This window comes from Mucilaginibacter ximonensis (genome assembly GCF_042686265.1).
Taxonomy (GTDB): Bacteria; Bacteroidota; Bacteroidia; order Sphingobacteriales; family Sphingobacteriaceae; genus Mucilaginibacter; species Mucilaginibacter ximonensis.
Window position 1 is genome coordinate 170,522 of record NZ_JBHUPD010000003.1, and the last position, 21,606, is coordinate 192,127.

A 21,606-nucleotide genomic window follows, 5' to 3' on the forward strand; every position below is an offset into this window, starting at 1 on the left:
CAATGCACTACCGAAACTATTTTTTCAGCGCCTTGCTCTTTTTGGTCATTAGCGGTTTTACCAATAACGATCGTGCGAAGATCAATCCGATTGTAAAAAGATGGTTAGTGAGCCAAAACAGCAGCCTAAACGTGAACGGCAGCACAAATGTCAACAGGTTCACTTGCGTGATTCCAGCCTGCCCCGGAAAGGATACCCTGACCGTCAACCTGGATAAAAGCGATCAGCCGGTCGGGTTAACCGGCCGCATTGGCTTGCCGGTCAGCAGCTTTGACTGTCACCTTTCAGCGATGACCCGTCAGTTGCGGGAAACGCTGAAGGAAAAGCAGTTTCCGGCGCTTTACATCCGGTTTTTAACGCTCAGCCGGTTGCCGCAGATCACTGATGTGCCTACGCAGGTCAACGGCCTGGTCGAAATTGAAATTGCCGGGGTGACCAGGCGATTTGAGATCAGTTACCAGCTTAACCGGGACAGGCAGCAAGTGATTCACCTAAAGGGCACACACATGGTCAATTTCTCTGATTTTAACCTGAAACCACCGACAAAATTAGGTGGTATGATCAAAACCAAAGATGCGCTGAACGTCGATTTTCAATTGAATATAACTGAATTACTATAAACTAAACAACAATTTGCATGATACCTAAAACAATGAAAGCAGCCGTGATCCACGGATTTGGACAACCGTTGCATATTGAAGAAATGCGGGTCAGAGAACCAAAAGAAAATGAAATCCTGGTAAAGGTGATCGCCTGCGGCGTATGCCATACGGACCTGCATGCCTGCCAGGGCGACTGGCCGGCCAAGCCGAAGATGCCCCTAGTTCCAGGTCACGAGGCGATCGGCTACGTCGCTGCCTTGGGCAGTGGAGTTCAGCACATTAAAGAAGGTGATGTGGTGGGGGTACCCTGGTTATACAGCGCCTGCGGTTGCTGCGACTACTGCTATACCGGCTGGGAAACACTTTGTGAGGCACAGCAAAATGGCGGTTATAGCGTGGATGGTGGTTTCGCCGAATATGTGGTAGCCGATTCTCGTTACGTGGCCCGTTTTCCGTCCAACATAAATTTCACAGAAATGGCGCCGATTATTTGTGCCGGGGTCACCGTTTACAAAGGACTGAAGCAAACTGAAGCCAAACCCGGTGAATGGGTTGCCATTTCAGGTATCGGCGGCCTGGGGCACCTGGCTGTACAGTATGCCAAGGCGATGGGCCTGCATGTCGCCGCTATTGATATCGCCGATGAGAAACTGGCGCTGGCCAAAAGCCTGGGTGCTGATTTAATTGTAAACGCCAAGGAAAATGACCCGGGCGCTTTCCTTAAAAAAGAAACAGGCGGCATGCACGGTACGCTGGTCACTGCGCCGTCGAGGATTGCTTTCAGCCAGGGACTGAGTACGCTCAGGCGCAAAGGGGTGCTTTCCTTGAATGGGCTGCCTGCCGGGAATTTCGACCTTTCTATTTTTGATACCGTCATTAATGGTACAACTATCCGTGGTTCTATCGTCGGAACGCGTAAGGATATGGAAGAAGCGATCTCGTTTGCGGTGGAGGGAAAGGTTAAAGCCACCGTTAAAGCCGCCCGGCTGGAGGACATCAATGCCGTTTTTGATGATATGAAAAAAGGGGACATCAGCGGGCGGATGGTGCTGGAGATCGCCAAATCTTAAGGCAGAGCTGATATACTAGCAAAGCCTTTGGTTTTGAACCATTTTAATTCAGCTCTAAATCTGCTATTATTTTTATATTATAAAAGAATATTGTGTTATAATTAAACTCTGCACCACTTTTTAGAAGCTCTCAGATTAATATCTGAGAGCTTTTTTTGCCTTTAGCTAAAGAGGCCTTCGGGATAAAAGGACTTTAAGGCTTATTCGACGGCTTCTGCCAGGGCCTAAACTTGCTGCCGGCTTTTTGATGGCCGGCTGTCGCCCAACAGCACGCCCCATTGCTTATAATTTTCAGTGTGGTCAAATACGAGCTTTAAAATGGATAGCAAAGGCATCGCCAGAAACATGCCTGACAGTCCGGCCATAGCCCCGCCGGCGATAATGCCGACAATAGAAACCAATGGGTTGATCCTGACTTGCGAACCCACAATGCGAGGCATCAAAATATTATTGTCCAGGAACTGCACGACCGTGATCGTGGCCAGGACGATCAGGACATCCGCCAGGCTGTCAGAGGCGGCCAGTGTCAGCAGCACACCCAGGATATTGCCGATCAGGGCACCCAGGTAAGGAATGAGGTTAAGGAAAGCAAAGATGATCCCGATCAGTAAGGCATTCTGTATACCAAACAGCCATAAGCCTCCTCCCAAAAGGATAATGATATAGGTGATTTGTATCAGTAGGCCGATCAGGTAACTTTTGACCATCACTTCGGTCTGCCGGATTACCGCTTCAACTTGTAGATGCTGTTCTTTAGGGAACCACATTAGCGTGAACCGGATAAAAAGGTTCCGGTACAGCATAATAAAAAAGATATAAATGGGCAGCAGGCCGAGAAATATGATAATGCCTGACAAAGACCCCACTGCACCGCTCAAGACGCCGCCCAGGGAACTGAAAAGTTTTTGACTCTGCGTGTTGATGAATTTTACCTGCTCTGCCGGCGAATAGCCAAAGGACCGGCTGATCCAGACACTCAGGTCGTCCAGGTGTTTGGCTACGGTACGCTGGATCTTCGGAAAGTCATCCAGCAGGGCGCTGACCTGGCTGGAGAAAAGCCAGATGAGCAGAATAGCGACGATAGTCAATAATAGGATCGGCAAAAAGACCGCGATCACTTCAGGCACTTTGATCTTTCTAAAAAAACGGAATACCGGCAAAAGCACCAGGCTAAAAAAAAAGGCCATTAACAAAGGCATGATGATGGTGTTTCCGGCCGCGATGATCGACCCCAGGACAAAGAGGCCCAGCAGTTCGATGGCCCGCTTTACGGTGACTGGCATTTCTTTTTTCATGATCACCTACGCTTTTTGTAGGCTACGTTTTTTTATTACCCAATACAGGCCTTTCACATCCGTTTCCCATTGGGCTATTACCACGACGAGAATGATTTCCTCCAATAAGTCGAGAATAGTCAAAGCTGATACCACATAGAATAGTGGATAAACCGGCTCAGGCAGCCAATAGAAAACGACCAGGAATATGCCCTGGAAAACCGTGACAAATTTGGCCAGGTAGGTGTGAAAACTGCTGATTTTATGATAGCGGATCAGTGCAGAACAAATTTGAGTGACAAAAAGTATGAGCTGTATTACAACCAACGCCAGTTCTTTTCGCAGAAACTCCGGGTTCACCAGGATGATACCGAATATCGCCACCGCGATGGTCAGGTCGTCAGAAACAGAATCCAGGATAGACCCGAAGACGCTGGTTACCTGATATTTGCGCGCTAGGTAGCCGTCTACTGCATCGGTAAGGAAACTGACAGCCAGCAGCCATTTAAAAACAGTCAGATGGTCATAGAATAATAACGTCAAGAGTACCGGAGCTGCCAATAACCTGTAAAAGGTGATTGCATTGACCATATAATAACCGGGTTTATGTATGGGCTTGATCGGCATGGCAGATTTTAGTCATTGTCCTTGCCATTTCCACCCTTCAACGGAGACATTGCGTCCGTTCCGATTTCGGTATGCCTGATCTGCCCGCCTAAATAGCCTGTCCGGGCGATGAGTCCGAAGCCAACTAATGCTGCGGTGAGTGCAAGCAATGCGACCGGCCGCGTGAAGGCAGTGCTTTTCAGCGTAACAAAAAGCCCGATAACGGCGATACCGCCCATGATCATTAAGCTGATCAACGAGATCAAGGCCGACTCCGCATGTTCTTCGATCACATTTTTCGATATGCCCGGTAAATGCTCAACCGTTTCTTCGGCACCTTCGCCGGTTGCATAAGCAATGCCGGCGCCTATGGCAGAGATGATCAGCAGGTTATAGGCGGCGGTCAAGGTCGTATCGCTTTTGTTCCATATTCCATGGATCAAAACAAGGACACCCAGCGCAGCACCAACAATAGGCAGGTGGGTAATCAGGAGATGGATATGTGTCTCGTTCATGACATTTTTTTATCGAAGATCGGTATTTGCGCACGCGGTTTAAATAATTGTTGTCAAGTGCATTACTGATCCTCGTCATTTATTTTTAGCCCATAAAGCGCCAATTTTAGGATTTAAAAAAAAGCCTTATGAAGACGATCCTGATGCTCACCGACTTTTCTGAAAATGCGGATCATGCTGCAAAAACCACCGCGAAAGTTGCCCTACCATTGAAGGCCGATATTTTGCTTTATCATACTTATTATGACCATCCTATACTCCCGAGTTATGCCGGCGGTCCCTGGGTGATAGACGAGTTGGTCTTCAGGAAAGATGAAAGCACCGCCAAACTCAGCCAGTTAGCTATTCAACTGCGCCAGATGATGGCAGAATTGGCCAAAGACGGGTTTAAACCAAAAATCGATTATCAATGCGGGGAAGGTTCGCTGGGAAAAAATACCGCGGCGATCATCAGGGAAAATAACATAGGGCTTGTAGTGATTGGCAGCCGTACCGGCAGCGCCATCGATCACCTGATCTTTGGCAGCGATACGATGGATGTGATTGATCACGCGAACTGCCCGGTGCTGATCATTCCGCTTAAGGCCGAACTGAATGCGCCTAAAAAAGTAACACTTGCCATTTCCTTTGAATTATCCGCGATAAACGCAATCAGTTACCTGATCGACTTAGGTAAACAACTCGGCTTCCACCTGGAGATCGTTCACGTTTCCCTGCGGGAAGAAAAGGACGATCCGGTAAAAGAAGGGGCCATTCTGGCGTATATCAACTCGATCAAACAGCAGGATATCACCTACCGGGAGATCAGTGGGAAGAATGTTACGCAACAATTAAGCAGCCTATGCAAAGGCGATGGCTCAGACCTGCTGGCATTAGTTCATCACCGGGACGGTTTTTTTTCAGGGCTGTTCGATCGTTCTACAACGGCGGCTGCTTTGGATAACCAGCATATACCGTTAATGGTTATTCCTGCTGAAATGAACTGATGATTAATCTATCAAACAGATGGCCGTAAATAATTTTAACTTATCCGGACTAAGCAACAAAGAGGTGGTTGCTGCAAGGGCAAAGTATGGAGCAAACAGCCTGTCATTTAAAAAACAAAACGGGTTTGGCGATGCTTTGAAAGGATTGGCAAAAGAGCCGATGGTGATCTTACTGCTTATTACCTCAGGCATCTATTTTATTAGCGGAAATACAGGCGATGGCATTTTTCTGGCTTCTGCCATTGTACTGGTTGCTGGTATCTCTTTGTATCAGGATTCCCGAAGCCGAAACGCGCTCGAAAAGCTGAAGGACTTTTCACAGCCAAAATGTAAGGTCATCAGGGGCGGAGAAATTTTGGAAATAAAAAGCGAAGAATTGGTGGTTGGCGATGCGCTGATAGTTGAAGAGGGAACTTCGATAACAGCAGACGGGATCATCGTACATTCACATGATTTTTCAGTTAACGAAAGCATTCTCACCGGTGAATCGCTGCCGGTATATAAAGATAAGGCCGCTGATGATCCTTTCATCTTTCACGGGACGACCGTGGCCAGCGGTCTGGCCGTCGCCACGATTACGGCCATTGGTAACCAAACCCGTTTGGGCCAGATCGGTAAGAGCCTGGAATCCATTGAAGAAGAAAAAACGCCCCTGGAAAGGCAGATCAATAATTTTGTCAAGAAAATGGTGATCGCCGGCCTGATTGTGTTTTTGGCGGTATGGGCGATCAACTATGCGCATACCGCGAATATTTTGGATAGCCTCATCAAAGCGCTCACGCTGGCGATGAGCATTTTGCCAGAGGAAATCCCAGTCGCGTTCACCACCTTTATGGCGCTGGGCGCGTGGCGGATGATGAAAATGGGCATCGTGGTTAAACAAATGAAAACGGTAGAGACCCTCGGTAGCGCCTCGGTGATTTGTACGGATAAGACCGGTACTCTAACCGAGAATAAAATGAGCCTGGCCAAAGTGTATACCCTTCAGGAAAACCGTATCATGGATGCTAACGCAAAGCTGTTTGCTGCGGCAGAACAGCAGTTGTTGAGCCTAGCCATGTGGGCCAGCGAACCGATACCCTTCGATCCGATGGAGGTGGCTTTGCACGCGGCCTATACCAGCTCCGGGCTTAAAGATGAACGGCCTGATTACCAAATGATCCATGAATATCCGTTGGGCGGCAAACCGCCCATGATGACCCATCTGTTTGAGAATGCAACCGGGCACCGGATCATTGCCGCTAAAGGCGCACCGGAAGCATTGATAAGCATCAGTCATTTAAACAGTGATGAGAAAAAGCGGATTGCCGGCGCCATTGAAGTAATGGCTGCGGACGGGTACCGGGTATTGGCTGTGGGGGAAGCCAGTTTTACACGAAATGATTTTCCTGTCAAGCAACAGGAATTTGACTTCGAGTTTAAAGGACTGGTGGCCTTTTATGATCCGCCTAAAAAGAATATTAGTGCTGTTTTACAGCAGTTTTATCGCGCTGGTATCGCGGTTAAGATCATTACCGGCGATAATGCGGCAACCACCGGCGCCATTGCCCGGCAGATTGGTTTTCAGGGCGCTGATCAATGCATAAGCGGTGACGAACTGATGGCCCTTCCTGATAAAGCGCTTAGCACTCAGGTGGAAACCGCGAATATCTTTACCCGCATGTTCCCGGAAGCTAAGCTAAAGATCATTGATGCCCTGAAAGCAAAAAATGAAATTGTGGCCATGACCGGCGACGGGGTTAATGATGGTCCTGCGCTGAAGGCTGCCCATATTGGCATTGCCATGGGTAAAAAGGGTACTGAGATCGCTAAACAGGCCGCATCCCTGATCTTGCTGGAAGATGATCTTTCGAAAATGGTCACAGCCATCGCTATGGGCCGGCGAATTTATGCCAATTTGAAAAAAGCCATTCAATACATCATCTCCATTCATATTCCGATTATACTGACGGTGTTTATCCCGCTGGCCTTAGGCTGGGTATATCCTAATATTTTTTCACCCGTGCACATTATTTTCCTCGAACTGATCATGGGGCCTACGTGCTCGATCATTTACGAGAACGAGCCGATGGAAAGAAACACGATGCTGCAAAAGCCGCGACCTTTCAGTAACACTTTCTTTCACTGGAAGGAGTTAATGGTAAGCGTAATACAAGGCCTGGTGATAACCGGGGGTACCCTGGCCACTTATCAATATGCGGTCAATCATGGGGCTGGCGAGCCACTGACGCGGACAATGGTATTTGTTTGCCTGATCACGGCTAATATTCTGCTCACCCTGGTCAACCGTTCGTTTTATTATTCAATATTGACAACTATCAAGTATCGAAACAACCTGGTGCTGCTGATCATCGGGTTAACAGTAGCACTTTCTGCAGCGTTGATCTTTATTGGCCCCCTGCGGAATTTCTTTGGCTTCGTACCGCTAAACGTTTCGGAATCGGCCGTCAGTATTACAATCGGGCTGCTATCTGTCAGCTGGTTTGAATTGCTGAAATGGCGGAAGCGAAAAAAGATGGATCATGGCTTTAAGGTTTAATTTCCCGCACCCGGTGCAGGTTCCAGTATTACGTTATTCCATTTAAGACCGAACTCTCAGCAAACTCGCGTTAATAGCTACTACCACCGTGCTAACGGTCATCAATACTGCCCCAATTGCCGGACTTAACAAAATACCCTGGTTATACAATACGCCGGCGGCCAGCGGTATGGTGACCACGTTATAGCCGGTTGCCCAGGCCAGGTTCTGCATCATTTTCCGGTAAGTGGCTTTACCAAACAGGATCAGGTTAACAATGTCTTTAGGATTACTGTTGACCAAAACAATTCCGGCGGTTTCAGCTGCAATATCGCTGCCAGAGCCTACGGCGATGCCAATATCGGCTTGCGCTAAAGCCGGGGCATCATTTACCCCGTCGCCGGTCATGGCCACGAATTCGCCTTTTTGCTGGAGCGCTTTGATCTTCTCCAGTTTCTCATGAGGCAACACCTCCGCAAAAAATCCATCCATTTTCAGTTGAGTGCTTACACTTTCAGCCACCTGCCTGTTGTCGCCAGTGAGCAGGATGGATCGAATACCGTTTTCGTGCAAGGTGGCAATGGCGTCTGCCGATTCCGGCCTGATCGCATCGGCCAGGGCCACAAAACCAGCCAGTTGATCATTGATCAACACAAACACCACCGTCTCATTACCAGCCGCTATGTAATCCGGAGGCAGCTGCAAGTTATTTTCTTTAAGATAGCCGGGACTAACAATCTTAACTTGTTTCCCTTCTGCCGCGCCCGCTACACCTTTACCGGTGATCGCACTGAAATCTGTAACCTGTGGTAGCGTCAGATTCCGTTTCTTTACTTCACTCATGATTCCAGTTGCAATGGGATGCTCAGAGTTAGCTTCCAATGCCCCCGCTAAACGGATCAATTCGTTGTCATTTGGTGCCTGTTCACCTATGGTAACCACCCGCGATACTTCAAACTTCCCTTTGGTCAAAGTCCCGGTCTTGTCAAATACTACCGAGGTGATATTGCGTGAATTTTCAAAGGCGGTCCGGTTTTTAATCAGCAGACCATGCTGTGCCGATAAAGCGGTTGATCTGGCCACAACCAGCGGAACAGCTAGGCCAAGCGCATGGGGACAGCAGATCACGATAACGGTGACCATCCGCTCCATAGCGAAGGCCATACCATAGCCTAAACTTATCCAGGTGACAAACGTAGCAATACCGGCTAAGAGGGCAATAATTGTCAGCCACCTGGCGGCTTTGTCAGCCAATAGTTGTGTGTTGGATTTAGCCTCCTGCGCGCTTCGCACCAGGTCAACCACCTTGAAGAGATAGGAATCCTTGCCGCTATGTGTCACCCGTACTTTCAATGCGCCGTTGCCATTTACCGAACCGGCAATCACCTTTTGTCCTTTAGTTTTTTGAACAGGCTTGGATTCGCCCGTCAGCATCGATTCATTCAGGTAACTGTCACCCTCTTCAACCAGCCCGTCTGCCGCAATTTTTTCACCGGGTTTGATCAGGATAAGGTCGCCCTCCTTCAATGTTTCTGTTGGTACGTCCGTTGTGCTATCGCCTTTGACCATGTGCGCAGTAGAGGGCATGAGTTGTACGAGCAATTCCAACTCGCGCGAAGCGCCTGCCACTGAGCGCATTTCTATCCAGTGCCCCAGCAGCATGATCAGGATCAGCGTAGCCAGCTCCCAAAAGAAATCCATCCCGTTGAGGCCAAATACTATTGCCGTACTATAGCCATAAGCAACGGTAATGGCAAAACCGATCAAAGTCATCATACCCGGATTTTTTGCTTTCATTTCAGAAAGCCAGCCGGTCAAAAAGGGCCAGCCTCCATAAACAAATACTGCTGTCGACAACAAAAAAAGAACATATTGGCTGCCCGGGAAGCTGATAGGCAGATGCAGCCACTGCTGGATCATGTGCGATAACAGTAAGATCGGTACGGTCAATATCAATACGACATAAAAACGCTTCCGGAAATCAGCGATCATGGCGTTGTGGTCGTGGCCGCCATGTCCCATATGCTGGTGATTCATACGATGATGCGCGTTATTATGATCTGCGGTTTCGGTCATGTGGTGATGCTGGTGTTCCATAGCGTTTCTTTTAATAGGTTAATGTTAATCCGGCTCCCAACCCCATATCGCTATCGTAATGGCTGGATACTGAAAAGGTCTTAGTCACAATATAACGTAATCCGCCTGTATATTCTTTATCGGTATTGGCCATCAGTGTCATGCGTAACCGGCTGGTTAATGGTATATCCTCCCGGCCGAGCTGAAATCTAAACTTCCCGTTACCGTCAATGCGAAGATCTGCCACAAATAACATTGGCAACGTATAGGCGATGCCCACAACGGCGGTGTGCCGGTTGTTTTTATTGCTGATTTGGCCAAACATATTTTTCTCTACTTCATCTGTACGTTTGTGGTGATAGTCAAAACCCGCATAAGCATAGAGCCACTGCATTCGGCCGAAGTAACGCCCGAACATGGTCTCACTCTCATAGCCTTTGGTGTCGTTAATGCCCAGGTGCCACATGGTCGAAAACTTCCAGCGGGTATTTGCCAATGCTGCGTTGCCATCGCTGCCGTTAGTTTCCAATCCCAATTTAGCGGAGGCGTAAAATTGACGGTCATCGGCGGCTACCTTTTTAAAACCAGCTACCGGATCGGGCACTTCAGGGTTCGGCGGCGAGTTTTCATAGCTAAATATCCGCCCCATACCGCTCATCATATGGTACAGGATATGACAATGAAAGAACCAGTCGCCGCTTTCCGTCGCCCGAAACTCGATGGTGTCGCGCTCCATCGGCATAATGTCCAGCGTGTTCTTAAGCGGGGCATAGTCACCCTGTCCGTTCAATACGCGGAAGTAATGGCCATGCAGGTGCATTGGGTGACGCATCATGGTATTGTTATACAGGATAATGCGGACATTTTCGCCTTGTTTGATCAGGATTTTATCGCTTTCTGAAACTGTTTTATTGTTGATGGACCATACATAGCGGTTCATGTTTCCGGTCAGCTCAAAGTTGAGCGTTTTAGTAGGGCCCTTCGGCAAAGTGGTTACATGAGCAGCCTTGAGCATGTTATAATTTAAGGTAACGATGTCACTTGCGCCAGTGCCCATATCCATGCCTTCCATCTGACCTGAAGCTTCACCAGATGTTTCAGGATACATCACGGCATTCATGTCCATTCCCTGGTTAGTCATCACCATACCCGTCATCGCTTTCATATTTCCATGCATGTCCATCATGTTGTTCATCATGTTCATGCCTTCAAAGTACTTCAAACGCCCCATTTTTTTAGCCGGATGTTTCATCCCGTTCCCTAACCAAAGGGAAGTATATTTCGTCCGGTCCTCTGGCGTAGCCAGGAATTCATAGCTGCCATCAGCGGGAATGGTTACCACCACATCATAGGTTTCTGCTACGCCAACAATCATCCGGTCTACATCAACCGGCTGTACGTCTTCGCCGTCATTAGCCACTACCTGTATTTTACCCCCGGCCCATTTGAGCCAGAAATAGGTAGATGAACTGCCGTTAACTATACGTAAGCGTACCTTTTCGCCTGCCTTAAATTGCGGAGCCTGTGCTTCAACTTGGCCATTGCTAAAAAAACGGTCGTAATAAACGTCACTTACATCCATGGCATTCATACGCTTCCATTCGTTGGTCAGCTTGGTTTTCAGGTGCCCGGTTTTCAAAGCGGCGAGGTAGTCTTGTGTACTGCCTTTACGGATGGCGTACCAGTCGGTAGCATTGTGCAGGCGGCGCTGCACCTGCTCAGGGTTCTCGTCTGTCCAGTCGCTTAGCAATAAGGTGTACTCCTTCAATATCTGCGGTTTACGCTCATGGATAATAAAAGCGCCGTACAGGCCGCTTTGTTCCTGTGTCATGGTATGCGAGTGGTACCAATAGGTGCCGTGCTGCACCAGCGGGAATTTAAACAAGTGCGTTTGTCCCGCAAGAATAGGCGTCGTCGTTAGATAAGACACACCATCGTAACGGTTAGGCAAAATCAAGCCGTGCCAATGGATGGAAGTTTCCATCATCATTTCATTATGCACATATATCTCCGCCGTGTCACCCTCGGTAAACTCCAGCGTCGGCGCGGGTATACTGCCGTTGATGGCCATAGCTGATGTTTGCTTACCGGTATAGCTTACGGTAGTATCGTTAATATACAGGTGATAGATGTCCCGGTTGCCGATCCTGGTATGCAACGGAAGATGTTTGCCTTGAGTATGGCCGCCCATCACCATCATGCGATGCTGGGCGAAGGCTGCTTCGAAAAGCAGCAAAGGCATGATTAATAAGATAAGCTTCTTCATAGTACAATGAAAGGCCAAAGCTTGCGCTCCGGCCTTTATCTATTTATTGGGCTGCAGGTAAAGTTTCCTTAACCTCGCCGCAGGTGAGCATTTGGTTACCGTAATACGGATTTTTGATGGCTGATGATTCGCTTAGCCAATAAGACTTTTTCATCGGGCAATAGTCGCGGTAAACCGGTGCACTGTTAAACTTGCCGGCTTTTACCAGGGTATATACATTCTCTGATAGCCTGGCAAAATGTTCGCGCTGGTGGGCGATATCATTGCTCTCGCCGATATGACGGGCATCGAACAGCAATTTATCTTTTTGTGCTTCGGATAATTGATCGGCAGGTACGGCATTGACCGCGCTTTGAAATTCTTTTGCTTTTGCATCGGCAGTGGCTGCATTACCACTGACGAGGGCGTTCTTTACCCCGTAATAGGCGGTCAATATGGCGTCTTTAGAGGCATTGGTTTGTGCATTTACTGACGTAAAGGAAAATAACGCCACAAAGGCACCTATGAAAACTTGAAGCTTTTTCATGTTCTTAAATTTTAAAATAAATATTATTCCTGGTGAACAGGATATTATTGAGTTTGAATGTGAATGGATGATCAAATGATCATCAGCTTCTTCAGGATTGAAGAAAATAGAAAGGGGTCAGATACGAAAAACGCAGTTACGCAAAAATACAGGGACAGCCGGCACGGATGGCGGTGCCTTACTAGCCGGGTACTGCACCGTTAGGGACACAGCATGATAAGACAGTGAGCCGAAGAAAGGAACTGACGGTAGCACAATCGGGCTGGTGCCCAGGATCAACTGGCTGTATGTAACCGAACCGCTTTTATCTGATTTGAGCTGCTGGTGCTTGTCTGTACAGCACTTTTTAGTTGATTTCGATTTAAGGTCCATACCGCAGGTATGGCATTTTTCGGTGTGACTGTGCCATAGCGATACCTTGACCAGCCTGCCCATACAGAACTGGTAATGCAGCGTGGCCCCGGAAGAAACGCCCAGGTACAGCACGGCTAAAAACGTTATGAACAGCTTTTTAATCACGATACAAATATCATTAATATAACGGAAATCGTTTTATATAATTTTCTATTCTGTTTAAAAAAAACCGGATCGGCATGGCAGCTGAGCAGCGCATAATGGTCCAATTTAATTAAAACGTACCTATTGCCACTTCGCCGCGAAACGGTTGTGTTGTTTCATACTGCAAATATAGGGCCTCTGCTGCCCGTGCTAAATGATCTTGCTTTGCGCAATTAATGACCAGCATCACCTTTTGCGATGTAAGCAGCAAGGCTAATCCCCGGTAGAGGTTTGGCGGGTCGTCCGGGAACTTGTTCGCGGAACTGTTTGCCATGCTGCAGCCTTATTACGCGGGCAATTTTAAAGTTAGGATGATTCCAGGTTAGGATGACCTTCAGCAACCAGCGTTCGGCATACTCTGGCGATCGCCAGCTCCTCATTGGTTGGCACCACTAAGACGCGGGCGCTGCTCCCCCCGGCGCTGAGATCGCGCAAGCCCTTTTCCCGCAGCTGATTTTTAGCTATGTCGATGTGGATGCCAAATACCTCCATATCGCGGCAAACCAGTTCACGCGCCAGCGCGTCGTTCTCGCCGACACCTGCTGTGAACACAAGGGCATCCAAGCCGTTCAAAGCAGCGGTATAAGCGCCGATGAACTTTTTGATCCGGTAAGTGTACAGTTCATAAGCAAGTTTGGCGGCAGGGTCGTTTTCATGATACAGCCGGCTGATATCCCGCATATCATTATGCCCGGTTAGGGCTAGCATACCGCTTTGTTTATTCAATAGTTTGGTCAGTTGTTCAGCCGTATAACCTTTTTGCTGTTGCAGGTAAAGCAGTACAGAAGGGTCTATCGCGCCACTGCGGGTACCCATCACCAGCCCGTCCAGCGGTGTGAGGCCCATACTGGTATCGATGCACCTGCCGCCGCTTACCGCAGCCATGCTGCAACCGTTCCCCAAATGAATGGTGATCAGTTTGGCTACCGGGTTTTTTAGCCAGGTCATAGCTGCGCCGGCCACATACTGGTGACTGATGCCGTGAAAACCGTATACGCGGATACCATCTTCGCGGTAAAATTTATCCGGGATCGCATACCGAAAAGCCTTTTCGGGGAGGGTTTGATGAAAGGCCGTATCGAAAACGGCGATCTGCGTGGCTGTGGGAAATAACTTTTCAGCCACTTCGATACCCTTGATATGGCCGGGGTTGTGCAGGGGAGCTAAAGGATAAAGCGCTTTAATCTTTGCTTTAACGTCTGCGGTAATGATCGTGGGTTCGGTCAGCGTTTCGCCGCCGTGCACAACCCGGTGACCTACCGTTCCAATCTGCGCCGGATCTGCTATTACGGCGATATCCTTACGGGTAAGTAAACCAGCCAGTAGCTGCATCCCGGTTTCATGGTCTTTGACGCGTTGATCCAGCTTGAGGGTTTGCGCGACATCCGCCCTAAAGATCTCGTGCGTAACCTGGCTATTGTCCTGTCCAATACGTTCGACCAGACCGCTGCAAACCGGTTGATCGCTATCCCTTGGAAAAAGCTGGTATTTGATGGAGCTGCTGCCTGAGTTTATAATCAATATATACATAAGCAATAAGAATTAGGCGGTCTCGTCCTGGCTTTGGATCGCCGTAATGATGACCGTATTAAAAATATCGTCGACCGTACAGCCGCGGCTGAGGTCATTAACCGGTTTATTAAGCCCTTGCAGCATCGGACCGATGGCTAGGGCTCCGGTTTCGCGCTGGACGGCTTTATAGGTGTTATTACCGGTGTTCAGGTCCGGGAAGATCAGTACGCTGGCCTGGCCGGCGACTTCCGAATCGGGCAGTTTCTGGCGACCCACTACCGGGTCAACCGCCGCATCGTATTGGATCGGGCCTTCGATTTTAATATCCGGACGTTTTTCTCTAACAAGCTCGGTGGCCCGTCGCACCTTCTCGACATCTTCCCCAACACCTGAGGTTCCGGAGGAATAAGACAGCATGGCCACACGTGGCTCAATGCCAAAACGTTTGGCGTTATCGGCCGAGGAGATCGCGATCTCTGCTAATTCTTCTGATGTGGGATCGGGGTTAACGGCGCAATCACCGAATACCGAAACCCGGTCGGCCAGGCACATAAAAAAAATGGAGGATACCGTAGAGATACCTGGTTTAGTCTTGATAAACTGTAAAGCCGGCCGGATGGTATGCTGGGTTGTATGGACCGCGCCTGAAACCATGCCGTCGGCCTCGCCTTTGTAGACCATCATCGTGCCGAAATACGAAACATCGGTCATCAGGTCACGCGCCATTTCCGGCGTTACATTTTTACCCTTACGTAGTTCATAAAGCGTTTGTACATAATCTTCAAATTGCATCGCCTTCGCAGGATCGACCACGCTGATTTTTTGCAGGTCAAGATCCAGACCCAGGCGCTTGATCGACGCGGCTATGTTCGCCGGATCGCCCAGCAGGATCAGTTTGACCACGTCCTGCGCGACAAGCCTGGCTGCCGCCTGCAGAATGCGGTCGTCATCACCTTCCGGTAAGACGATTGTTTTTTTCTGCTGCCGGGCCCACTGTGTCAGCTGGTACTGGAACATGTGTGGCGTCATTGCCGCTGATCGGTGCAGCACGATCTTTTCATTCAAGGCTTCCTGATCGACGTAACGGCCAAAGGTTTCTATCGCCAGCCTGATCTTTTTAGAATCGTCCGGGCGTATCCGGGAATGTACACCCGCAACTAAGTTGGTGGTTTCAAAAGTGCCGGTATTGACCGCCATGATCGGTACCACAACCTGGAGTCCTTCGATCAACCGCATCACGGGCGTTTCAGGTACGCTACCTGCAGTCAAGACGATGCCGGCTACCCGCGGGTAACTGGTCGACATATTGGCCTGCAGCGAACTGATAATGATGTCCCCGCGGTCGCCGGGGGTCACAATCAGGACATTCTCTTTTAAATAATTCAGAAAATTCGGCACCTGCATAGCCCCGGTCACAAAGTTGTCCACCGGGTTTTCCAGCAGCGTTTCTCCAAATAATAACCGGCCTCCCAGGCGGTTGAATATCTCACCCACACTCGGGTTTTCGAGGGCTTTGTCGGCAGGGATGACAGCGGTCAGGATGCCTGTAGGGAGCTGGGCGGCAAGTTGTTCGCGTACTTCGGCAACTTCTGCTGCCGCCAGGCGGTTGATAACCACGGCCAATACCGGGATGTCCTGTTCCTGGTAAGCCTGCCAGAAGTTAAGCGCGTCCTGTACGGTTTCCGCAGCGGTTTTATGGTTGCCCGATACCAGTAATATCACCGGGGCGTTTAGATTCCTGGCCATGAGGCGGTTCAGTTCGAATTCGACTGCGGTGCCGCTGCCCGTAAAATCACAGCCTTCTACTATCGTAAAATCAGAATCGGCTTCCAGGGTCTTGAACGAGTTGATGAGTTGATCCAGGAACTCGCCCTGCCGGTGATCCTTCAAATAGTGCAAAGCCTCCTGCCTGGTAAAAGCCCAGGCGTCCCTGTAAGGCTGTTTCAATTGAAAATGTGAAAGCACTGCCTGAATATGCGGGTCGGTTGGCTGTTCGGCCGAGCTAATGACCGGCTTAAAATAACGAATTTTTTGTGCACGCGCCAGCAGCATGTTGACCAGGCCTAAGGCCAGGATAGATTTGCCGCTGTAAGGTTCGGCGGAGGCAATAAATATACTTTTTGTCAATTTTCTCTGATAGCTTAATGGCTGAATAGTTAACGTTCGAGACCCTTAATTGTTGCTGCTAACGCCATCAAGCTGCCCGCCGGGCTTCGACCAAGGCATATTTGATCCCTTTCAATACGGCCAGGGCGTCCAGTACTGCGGTCTGCAGGGCAATGAAATCTTCCAGCAATTTCAAGTTTGGATCCGGATTGGTCTGCAGCAGCAGCGGTTCCAACTGATTGATAAAACCATCCAGCTGACAGCGGATATATTGGTGTACTTGCCGGGCATTCTGTAGCCGTGCAGCCAGGTTTTGCTGTTTGCTGGCTTTAAGCGGGGTATGCCCTGCCGCGCTAAGCTGTTCTTCCAAAAAGGTTGTCTCCTCTTCCAGGAAAGCAAGGTCGCTCAACCATTGCTTGCTGGTCAGGTAAACTTCCTGCAGTTCAAATTCCAGTTCCGGGTCTTCATTGATCTTTTTCATATCCTGGTTATTTTTAATGAAACAAATTTCCGCCGCAGCGCTTAAGGAATTAAGGTTCAACGTCATGCCCTAAAATGACCTTGGTCACTATTACTGAAATTCCTTTAGTTCATTTTTGTCTCATCAGAACATTTTATGCAAGATTTGATAACAGAAAAAGAAATACAGTTGCTAAACGCTTACTGGCGTGCCAGCAATTACCTTTCGGTCGGCCAGATCTATCTGCGCGATAACCCCTTGTTGCGCGAACCTTTGCGGATCGAACATGTCAAGCGCATGCTGCTGGGCCATTGGGGCACAACTCCGGGACAGAATTTCATCTACGTGCACCTTAACCGGGTGATCAGGAAGTATGCTCTGAATATGTTCTACATATCGGGCCCAGGCCACGGCGGGCCGGCAATGGTAAGCCAGACGTACCTGGAAGGCACCTATAGCGAGGTTTACCCGGATATCAGCCAGGACGAAGCCGGCCTTAAAAAATTATTTAAACAGTTCTCTTTTCCTGGGGGTATACCCAGCCATGTCTCTCCGGAATGCCCCGGCTCGCTGCATGAGGGCGGCGAACTGGGTTATTCGCTGAGTCATGCCTTCGGCGCCGTTTTTGACAATCCGGATCTCATAGCTGCCTGCGTAGTGGGCGATGGCGAGGCCGAAACTGGTCCGCTGGCTACTGCCTGGCATTCAAATAAATTCCTGAACCCGGTAACGGATGGGGTTGTTTTACCTATTCTTCATTTGAATGGTTATAAGATCGCTAATCCTACGGTACTGGCCCGCATCCCCGAAAAAGAGCTGCTCGCCCTTTTCGAGGGCTATGGCTGGAAACCTTACCTGATCTCAGGTGAAGATCCCTTAACGATGCATCGGGAAATGGCGGCACTGCTGGATAAGGTAGTTGAAGAAATTAAAGCGATCAAAGAAAGGGCAGCAACCGATGAGCACGCTGCAAGGCCTTGCTGGCCCATGATCATCCTGCGGACGCCAAAAGGCTGGACGGGGCCGAAGTTCGTGGATGGCTTACCGGTGGAAGGCACTTTCCGGGCCCACCAGGTGCCCTTATCCGATCCTGCTGCTCACCCGGAACACCTGCAGCAACTGGAAACCTGGCTGAAGAGTTACCGGCCTGAGGAATTGTTTGATGATCAGGGGCGATTGCTGCCGGAACTGTTAGCCCTGGCACCCGCCGGCGAACGCCGCATGGGTGCCAATCCACATACCAACGGTGGCTTGTTACTAAGAGACTTACGCCTGCCGGATTTCTGTGAATACGGCCTTTCGGTTAAAGAACGCGGGACCGCTGGTCCCGGCGATACGCTGGTGGCCGGCCGTTTTGTGCGCGATGTGATCCGGCTGAACCTGGAAAGCCGAAATTTCCGTGTATTTGGGCCTGATGAGACGCTCTCAAATAAACTGGATGCCGTTTTTGAGGTTACCGAACGTCAATGGGAAGCTGAAACTATAGCGACAGATATGCTGCTCGCAAAAGAAGGCCGCGTGCTGGAGATGCTAAGCGAGCATCAATGCGAAGGCTGGCTGGAAGGCTACTTGCTGACCGGGCGGCACGGGCTTTTTAACTGTTACGAGGCTTTTATCCATATTATCGATTCGATGTTCAACCAGCACGCCAAATGGCTGAAGGTTACGGCAGAACTATCCTGGCGGCGACCGCTGGCTTCACTAAATATCCTTTTGGCATCACACGTATGGCGGCAGGACCATAACGGTTTTACGCACCAGGATCCCGGTTTTATCGATCATGTAGTCAATAAGAAGGCCAGCGTAGTACGTGTTTATCTGCCACCGGATGCGAATTGCCTTTTGTCTGTAATGGACCACTGCTTGCGCAGCCGCCATTATGTGAACGTGATGATAGCGGGCAAGCATCCCTCGCCGCAATGGCTTTCTATAGAGGAGGCAACATTGCATTGTACCAAAGGTATTGGTATCTGGGAATGGGCGAGTAATGATGAAGGGCAGGAACCTGACGTGGTTATGGCCTGCGCAGGCGACGTGCCTACCCTGGAAACGCTGGCGGCGGTATCCATCCTACGGGCCGTCCTTCCTGAATTGAAGATCCGTGTGGTGAATGTGGTCGACCTGATGAAGCTGCAAGCCGAGCACGAGCACCCGCATGGTTTAAGTAACGCGGATTTCGATGCCTTATTCACGAAAGACAAGCCGGTGATCTTTGCTTTCCATGCTTATCCCTGGCTGATCCATCGGTTGACGTATAAGCGGACCAATCACGATAATATTCATGTGCGCGGTTATAAGGAAGAAGGTACCATTACTACGCCGTTCGATATGACTGTACTGAATGAAATGGACCGTTTCAGCCTGGTGCAGGATGTGATTGACCGACTGCCGCAGCTGGGCGACCGCGCGGCTTATCTTAAACAACAAATGAAGGATAAACTGATCGAACACCGCCGGTACATCCGCGAAAATGGTATTGATATGCCGGAAATCCGCGAATGGCAATGGAAGGGTAAATAACTGCTGATGTTAGCTTCAAGATAACTGGCCAAATCGACGAGACGGGAGTTAAGCAGATGCTCTGGTGAAAAAGGTCCCTGCTTTGCCGCAAAAAAGACTGACCATCAATCTATCTATTCAATTATGAGGGTTCTTTAGATGTTGTGTTGCGTCGCCCGCCTTTTTGAGTGGTGGGCCTTTTCGGTAATTTCAGCGTATCAGATGTGCAAACAACACCCCGGGTTTAGTGTTTTTTAAGAAAACAACAGACAATGACTGACGAACAATTTCGCGAACAATACCATCCGCTGCATGTTCCTGCCCATTTTGAAGCGGGTGCACCCTTAGCAGACCATATACTTTTTGCACTAGCTCAATTAGGAACCGGCACTGCAGACGAAATCATCAGCAAATTAAAAGAACTTGATGAAAGCTTGGAAGACAAGTTGCTTATAGCGGATGTACATGCACAGCTTACGCAATGGCATACCCAGGGCCTGCTAGCCGCTGACGAACAAGATGGCAGCCTTGTTTATAGCTTGCAAAAAATTACTGCAGGTAACGATGGCGCTGTTGATCCTGACCTGTTAGCTCCAGGGCTTGACTAAAAGAATTGACTATCGGGGCAACGTCGTTTCCTTTTTTGCTCATTGTTATTACTCTTGGTCACCTATTGACTGTTTTTTGTTCGTTTAGCGCGCTTATTTAAAACACCGCGATTAATTGGGCTTTATAACCGACATGTTTATTCAAGTATTTTACACCTGAAAAACAGGTAGTTTGATCCAAACTTGCGCACCTTTTTCCAAGTTATATTTAGGTAAAACATATAGAAAAAGCCATGGAAAACAATCAGGAACAACAAAACACGCAGGGGGAAATTAACCCTGGTCAGGAAGGAAACATTAACAGCAATTTCAATGAAAATGATGGCAACTCAGGGCAGCAAGGCAGTGATGAAGACACAGATACTACCGGCAGTGACTTTGCCACAGGAGACGATGCGGATGACGCGATCGAGGAGGATGACGAACTGGGCAGCGGTGGTGAGGAAGAGCCAGATGAATCTGAAGACAGTGACATTGGCGACCCGGATGGCAATTTAGCAAGTGGTCAGGATGCTGGTCTACAGTCAGATGGTGAAGAGAATGAAGAAAACCAGGATTTGACCGGCGCGCCATGAAAATTGGGAAAGAATTAGAAAAAATACTTTCCCGAACCTACTCACCCGACAGCAATATCGAGCGGCGAATGGGCCGTTACGATATTGCTGTTAAAACAGACAATCAAGGCAGGCCGATACTATTATTTATCGGCCAGAAGACGGCACAGGGCCGTATTAAAGGTGAACGATTTTCGCGCCGATTGATTGCAGATGATAGTGGAAATGTAATTAAAGATCATTGGGATAATCAGGGTGGAGTTTCATAACGCCTATGACGGTAATTAAATGTAAATAAAATGAATACCAGTTTTCAAAAAGGTCAGAAGGTATTTACACCAGATGGACAAGGTTTAATTGAAGAAGTGATTGGCGAAAAAGTAATCGTGAAATTAAACTCAGGTGAGACAGAAACTTATGGCGTTGAACAAGTTGAAGACGATTCTGATCAGGGATAATCGGTATTTATCAGACCATATAATAATAATAGCACAAGCATGCCTGAAGCTTCGATGAGATATCTCCTTTTAAAAATAAAGGAATTAAAAAGTAAACCAGTGGATAATAGACTAGCGCCAGGCTGACTGTGTTGAGTAGCGCCAGCTGAAAAATCACTGGGTTCCAAAGTTTTTATAGTAATTAAATAAGATGAACGAAGTGTACCAATAAACCAGCAATTCCAGCGTCCAGAAAAGCAGGTGCGCACTAATGCTAGTTGCGGTTGGCAGCCAGCTTACTGGTTAGGTACGCAAAATTCGTGTTCTAATTTCAGCTTCAGAAATCACTTTTACGAGTTTTTTTGACAAATGCCGTCCTGTCACCAACGAAGATACTGTAAAAGCCAACTAATGCTTGATGCTGTAATGAAGG

20 protein-coding genes are annotated in these 21,606 nt (G+C 48.8%); 9 read left to right on the forward strand and 11 right to left on the reverse strand.

The features are described 5' to 3' along the window. Positions 1–2 precede the first annotated feature (2 nt). Together ACFS5N_RS14665 and adhP are read left to right on the forward strand one after the other, a co-directional pair. Positions 3–620: a YceI family protein gene (locus ACFS5N_RS14665; protein WP_377187030.1), complete on the forward strand. Its 618-nt coding sequence runs from the start codon at positions 3–5 to the stop codon at positions 618–620. A 32-nt stretch (positions 621–652) separates the two neighbouring features. Then, the gene (gene adhP, locus ACFS5N_RS14670; protein ID WP_377187033.1) at positions 653–1,672 is read left to right on the forward strand and encodes an alcohol dehydrogenase AdhP; all 1,020 of its coding nucleotides are present in this window, start codon (positions 653–655) and stop codon (positions 1,670–1,672) included. A gap of 224 nt (positions 1,673–1,896) precedes the next feature. On the opposite strand, the gene ACFS5N_RS14675 is transcribed toward adhP, so the two are convergent. From ACFS5N_RS14675 to ACFS5N_RS14685, 3 genes are read right to left on the reverse strand one after another with little or no spacing between them, the layout of a single operon-like run. Next, complete coding sequence (locus ACFS5N_RS14675) at positions 1,897–2,967, reverse strand: AI-2E family transporter (RefSeq protein WP_377187036.1); 1,071 nt, start codon at positions 2,965–2,967, stop codon at positions 1,897–1,899. A 6-nt stretch (positions 2,968–2,973) separates the two neighbouring features. Continuing rightward, the gene (locus ACFS5N_RS14680; RefSeq protein ID WP_377187039.1) at positions 2,974–3,537 is read right to left on the reverse strand and encodes a CDP-alcohol phosphatidyltransferase family protein; all 564 of its coding nucleotides are present in this window, start codon (positions 3,535–3,537) and stop codon (positions 2,974–2,976) included. A 44-nt stretch (positions 3,538–3,581) separates the two neighbouring features. Continuing rightward, the gene (locus ACFS5N_RS14685) at positions 3,582–4,067 is read right to left on the reverse strand and encodes a hypothetical protein (protein WP_377187042.1); all 486 of its coding nucleotides are present in this window, start codon (positions 4,065–4,067) and stop codon (positions 3,582–3,584) included. Between the two features lie 128 nt (positions 4,068–4,195). Between ACFS5N_RS14685 and ACFS5N_RS14690 the strand changes: the two genes are divergently transcribed. Next, on the forward strand, positions 4,196–5,053 hold the full coding sequence (locus ACFS5N_RS14690) for a universal stress protein (RefSeq protein WP_377187045.1): 858 nt from the start codon (positions 4,196–4,198) through the stop codon (positions 5,051–5,053). A 19-nt stretch (positions 5,054–5,072) separates the two neighbouring features. Beyond that, the gene (locus tag ACFS5N_RS14695) at positions 5,073–7,592 is read left to right on the forward strand and encodes a cation-translocating P-type ATPase (protein WP_377187048.1); all 2,520 of its coding nucleotides are present in this window, start codon (positions 5,073–5,075) and stop codon (positions 7,590–7,592) included. Between the two features lie 42 nt (positions 7,593–7,634). Here the strand turns inward: ACFS5N_RS14695 and ACFS5N_RS14700 are convergent, their stop codons facing one another. From ACFS5N_RS14700 to ACFS5N_RS14735, 8 genes are all read right to left on the reverse strand, one after another. Further along, the gene (locus ACFS5N_RS14700; RefSeq protein ID WP_377187051.1) at positions 7,635–9,668 is read right to left on the reverse strand and encodes a copper-translocating P-type ATPase; all 2,034 of its coding nucleotides are present in this window, start codon (positions 9,666–9,668) and stop codon (positions 7,635–7,637) included. Positions 9,669–9,678: 10 nt separating this feature from the next. Then, entirely contained in the window at positions 9,679–11,913 is a 2,235-nt protein-coding gene (locus ACFS5N_RS14705; protein WP_377187054.1) for a multicopper oxidase domain-containing protein, read from the reverse strand. A gap of 43 nt (positions 11,914–11,956) precedes the next feature. Further along, positions 11,957–12,439, reverse strand: coding sequence for a DUF3347 domain-containing protein (locus tag ACFS5N_RS14710; protein WP_377187057.1), 483 nt, complete (start codon positions 12,437–12,439; stop codon positions 11,957–11,959). Between the two features lie 117 nt (positions 12,440–12,556). After that, entirely contained in the window at positions 12,557–12,958 is a 402-nt protein-coding gene (locus tag ACFS5N_RS14715; RefSeq protein WP_377187060.1) for an HYC_CC_PP family protein, read from the reverse strand. A 109-nt stretch (positions 12,959–13,067) separates the two neighbouring features. After that, positions 13,068–13,271, reverse strand: a complete 204-nt coding sequence (locus tag ACFS5N_RS14720) for a hypothetical protein (RefSeq protein ID WP_377187063.1) — start codon at positions 13,269–13,271, stop codon at positions 13,068–13,070. 32 nt (positions 13,272–13,303) lie between these two features. Then, entirely contained in the window at positions 13,304–14,527 is a 1,224-nt protein-coding gene (locus ACFS5N_RS14725) for an acetate/propionate family kinase (RefSeq protein WP_377187065.1), read from the reverse strand. 12 nt (positions 14,528–14,539) lie between these two features. After that, entirely contained in the window at positions 14,540–16,636 is a 2,097-nt protein-coding gene (pta, locus tag ACFS5N_RS14730) for a phosphate acetyltransferase (protein WP_377187068.1), read from the reverse strand. Positions 16,637–16,703: 67 nt separating this feature from the next. Beyond that, positions 16,704–17,162 (reverse strand): hypothetical protein, encoded by a 459-nt coding sequence (locus ACFS5N_RS14735; protein ID WP_377187071.1) that lies wholly within the window; start codon positions 17,160–17,162, stop codon positions 16,704–16,706. Positions 17,163–17,231: 69 nt separating this feature from the next. On the opposite strand from ACFS5N_RS14735, the gene ACFS5N_RS14740 reads away from it, so the two are divergent. The 5 genes from ACFS5N_RS14740 (at position 17,232) to ACFS5N_RS14760 (ending at position 21,194) form a co-directional block, all read left to right on the forward strand. Then, on the forward strand, positions 17,232–19,595 hold the full coding sequence (locus tag ACFS5N_RS14740; RefSeq protein WP_377187074.1) for a phosphoketolase family protein: 2,364 nt from the start codon (positions 17,232–17,234) through the stop codon (positions 19,593–19,595). Between the two features lie 251 nt (positions 19,596–19,846). Then, entirely contained in the window at positions 19,847–20,182 is a 336-nt protein-coding gene (locus ACFS5N_RS14745) for a hypothetical protein (RefSeq protein ID WP_377187077.1), read from the forward strand. 233 nt (positions 20,183–20,415) lie between these two features. Next, a complete protein-coding gene (locus ACFS5N_RS14750; protein ID WP_377187080.1) occupies positions 20,416–20,757 on the forward strand; it encodes a hypothetical protein in 342 nt (113 codons plus the stop codon). Continuing rightward, complete coding sequence (locus ACFS5N_RS14755; RefSeq protein WP_377187082.1) at positions 20,754–21,005, forward strand: hypothetical protein; 252 nt, start codon at positions 20,754–20,756, stop codon at positions 21,003–21,005. Before ACFS5N_RS14750 ends, ACFS5N_RS14755 begins: the two co-directional genes overlap by 4 nt. Positions 21,006–21,035: 30 nt before the next feature. After that, positions 21,036–21,194 (forward strand): hypothetical protein, encoded by a 159-nt coding sequence (locus tag ACFS5N_RS14760; protein ID WP_377187084.1) that lies wholly within the window; start codon positions 21,036–21,038, stop codon positions 21,192–21,194. Positions 21,195–21,606 lie beyond the last annotated feature (412 nt).

Coding starts and splice junctions, on each gene's coding strand:
- ACFS5N_RS14760 (WP_377187084.1), top strand. CDS start 21,036: ATGAATACCAGTTTTCAAAAAGGTCAGAAGGTATTTACACCAGATGGA.
- ACFS5N_RS14675 (WP_377187036.1), bottom strand. CDS start 2,967: ATGAAAAAAGAAATGCCAGTCACCGTAAAGCGGGCCATCGAACTGCTG.
- ACFS5N_RS14710 (WP_377187057.1), bottom strand. CDS start 12,439: ATGAAAAAGCTTCAAGTTTTCATAGGTGCCTTTGTGGCGTTATTTTCC.
- ACFS5N_RS14700 (WP_377187051.1), bottom strand. CDS start 9,668: ATGGAACACCAGCATCACCACATGACCGAAACCGCAGATCATAATAAC.
- ACFS5N_RS14680 (WP_377187039.1), bottom strand. CDS start 3,537: ATGGTCAATGCAATCACCTTTTACAGGTTATTGGCAGCTCCGGTACTC.
- ACFS5N_RS14685 (WP_377187042.1), bottom strand. CDS start 4,067: ATGAACGAGACACATATCCATCTCCTGATTACCCACCTGCCTATTGTT.
- ACFS5N_RS14705 (WP_377187054.1), bottom strand. CDS start 11,913: ATGAAGAAGCTTATCTTATTAATCATGCCTTTGCTGCTTTTCGAAGCA.
- ACFS5N_RS14695 (WP_377187048.1), top strand. CDS start 5,073: ATGGCCGTAAATAATTTTAACTTATCCGGACTAAGCAACAAAGAGGTG.
- ACFS5N_RS14745 (WP_377187077.1), top strand. CDS start 19,847: ATGACTGACGAACAATTTCGCGAACAATACCATCCGCTGCATGTTCCT.
- ACFS5N_RS14735 (WP_377187071.1), bottom strand. CDS start 17,162: ATGACGTTGAACCTTAATTCCTTAAGCGCTGCGGCGGAAATTTGTTTC.
- ACFS5N_RS14725 (WP_377187065.1), bottom strand. CDS start 14,527: ATGTATATATTGATTATAAACTCAGGCAGCAGCTCCATCAAATACCAG.
- ACFS5N_RS14690 (WP_377187045.1), top strand. CDS start 4,196: ATGAAGACGATCCTGATGCTCACCGACTTTTCTGAAAATGCGGATCAT.
- ACFS5N_RS14750 (WP_377187080.1), top strand. CDS start 20,416: ATGGAAAACAATCAGGAACAACAAAACACGCAGGGGGAAATTAACCCT.
- ACFS5N_RS14755 (WP_377187082.1), top strand. CDS start 20,754: ATGAAAATTGGGAAAGAATTAGAAAAAATACTTTCCCGAACCTACTCA.
- adhP (WP_377187033.1), top strand. CDS start 653: ATGAAAGCAGCCGTGATCCACGGATTTGGACAACCGTTGCATATTGAA.
- ACFS5N_RS14720 (WP_377187063.1), bottom strand. CDS start 13,271: ATGGCAAACAGTTCCGCGAACAAGTTCCCGGACGACCCGCCAAACCTC.
- ACFS5N_RS14740 (WP_377187074.1), top strand. CDS start 17,232: ATGCAAGATTTGATAACAGAAAAAGAAATACAGTTGCTAAACGCTTAC.
- ACFS5N_RS14665 (WP_377187030.1), top strand. CDS start 3: ATGCACTACCGAAACTATTTTTTCAGCGCCTTGCTCTTTTTGGTCATT.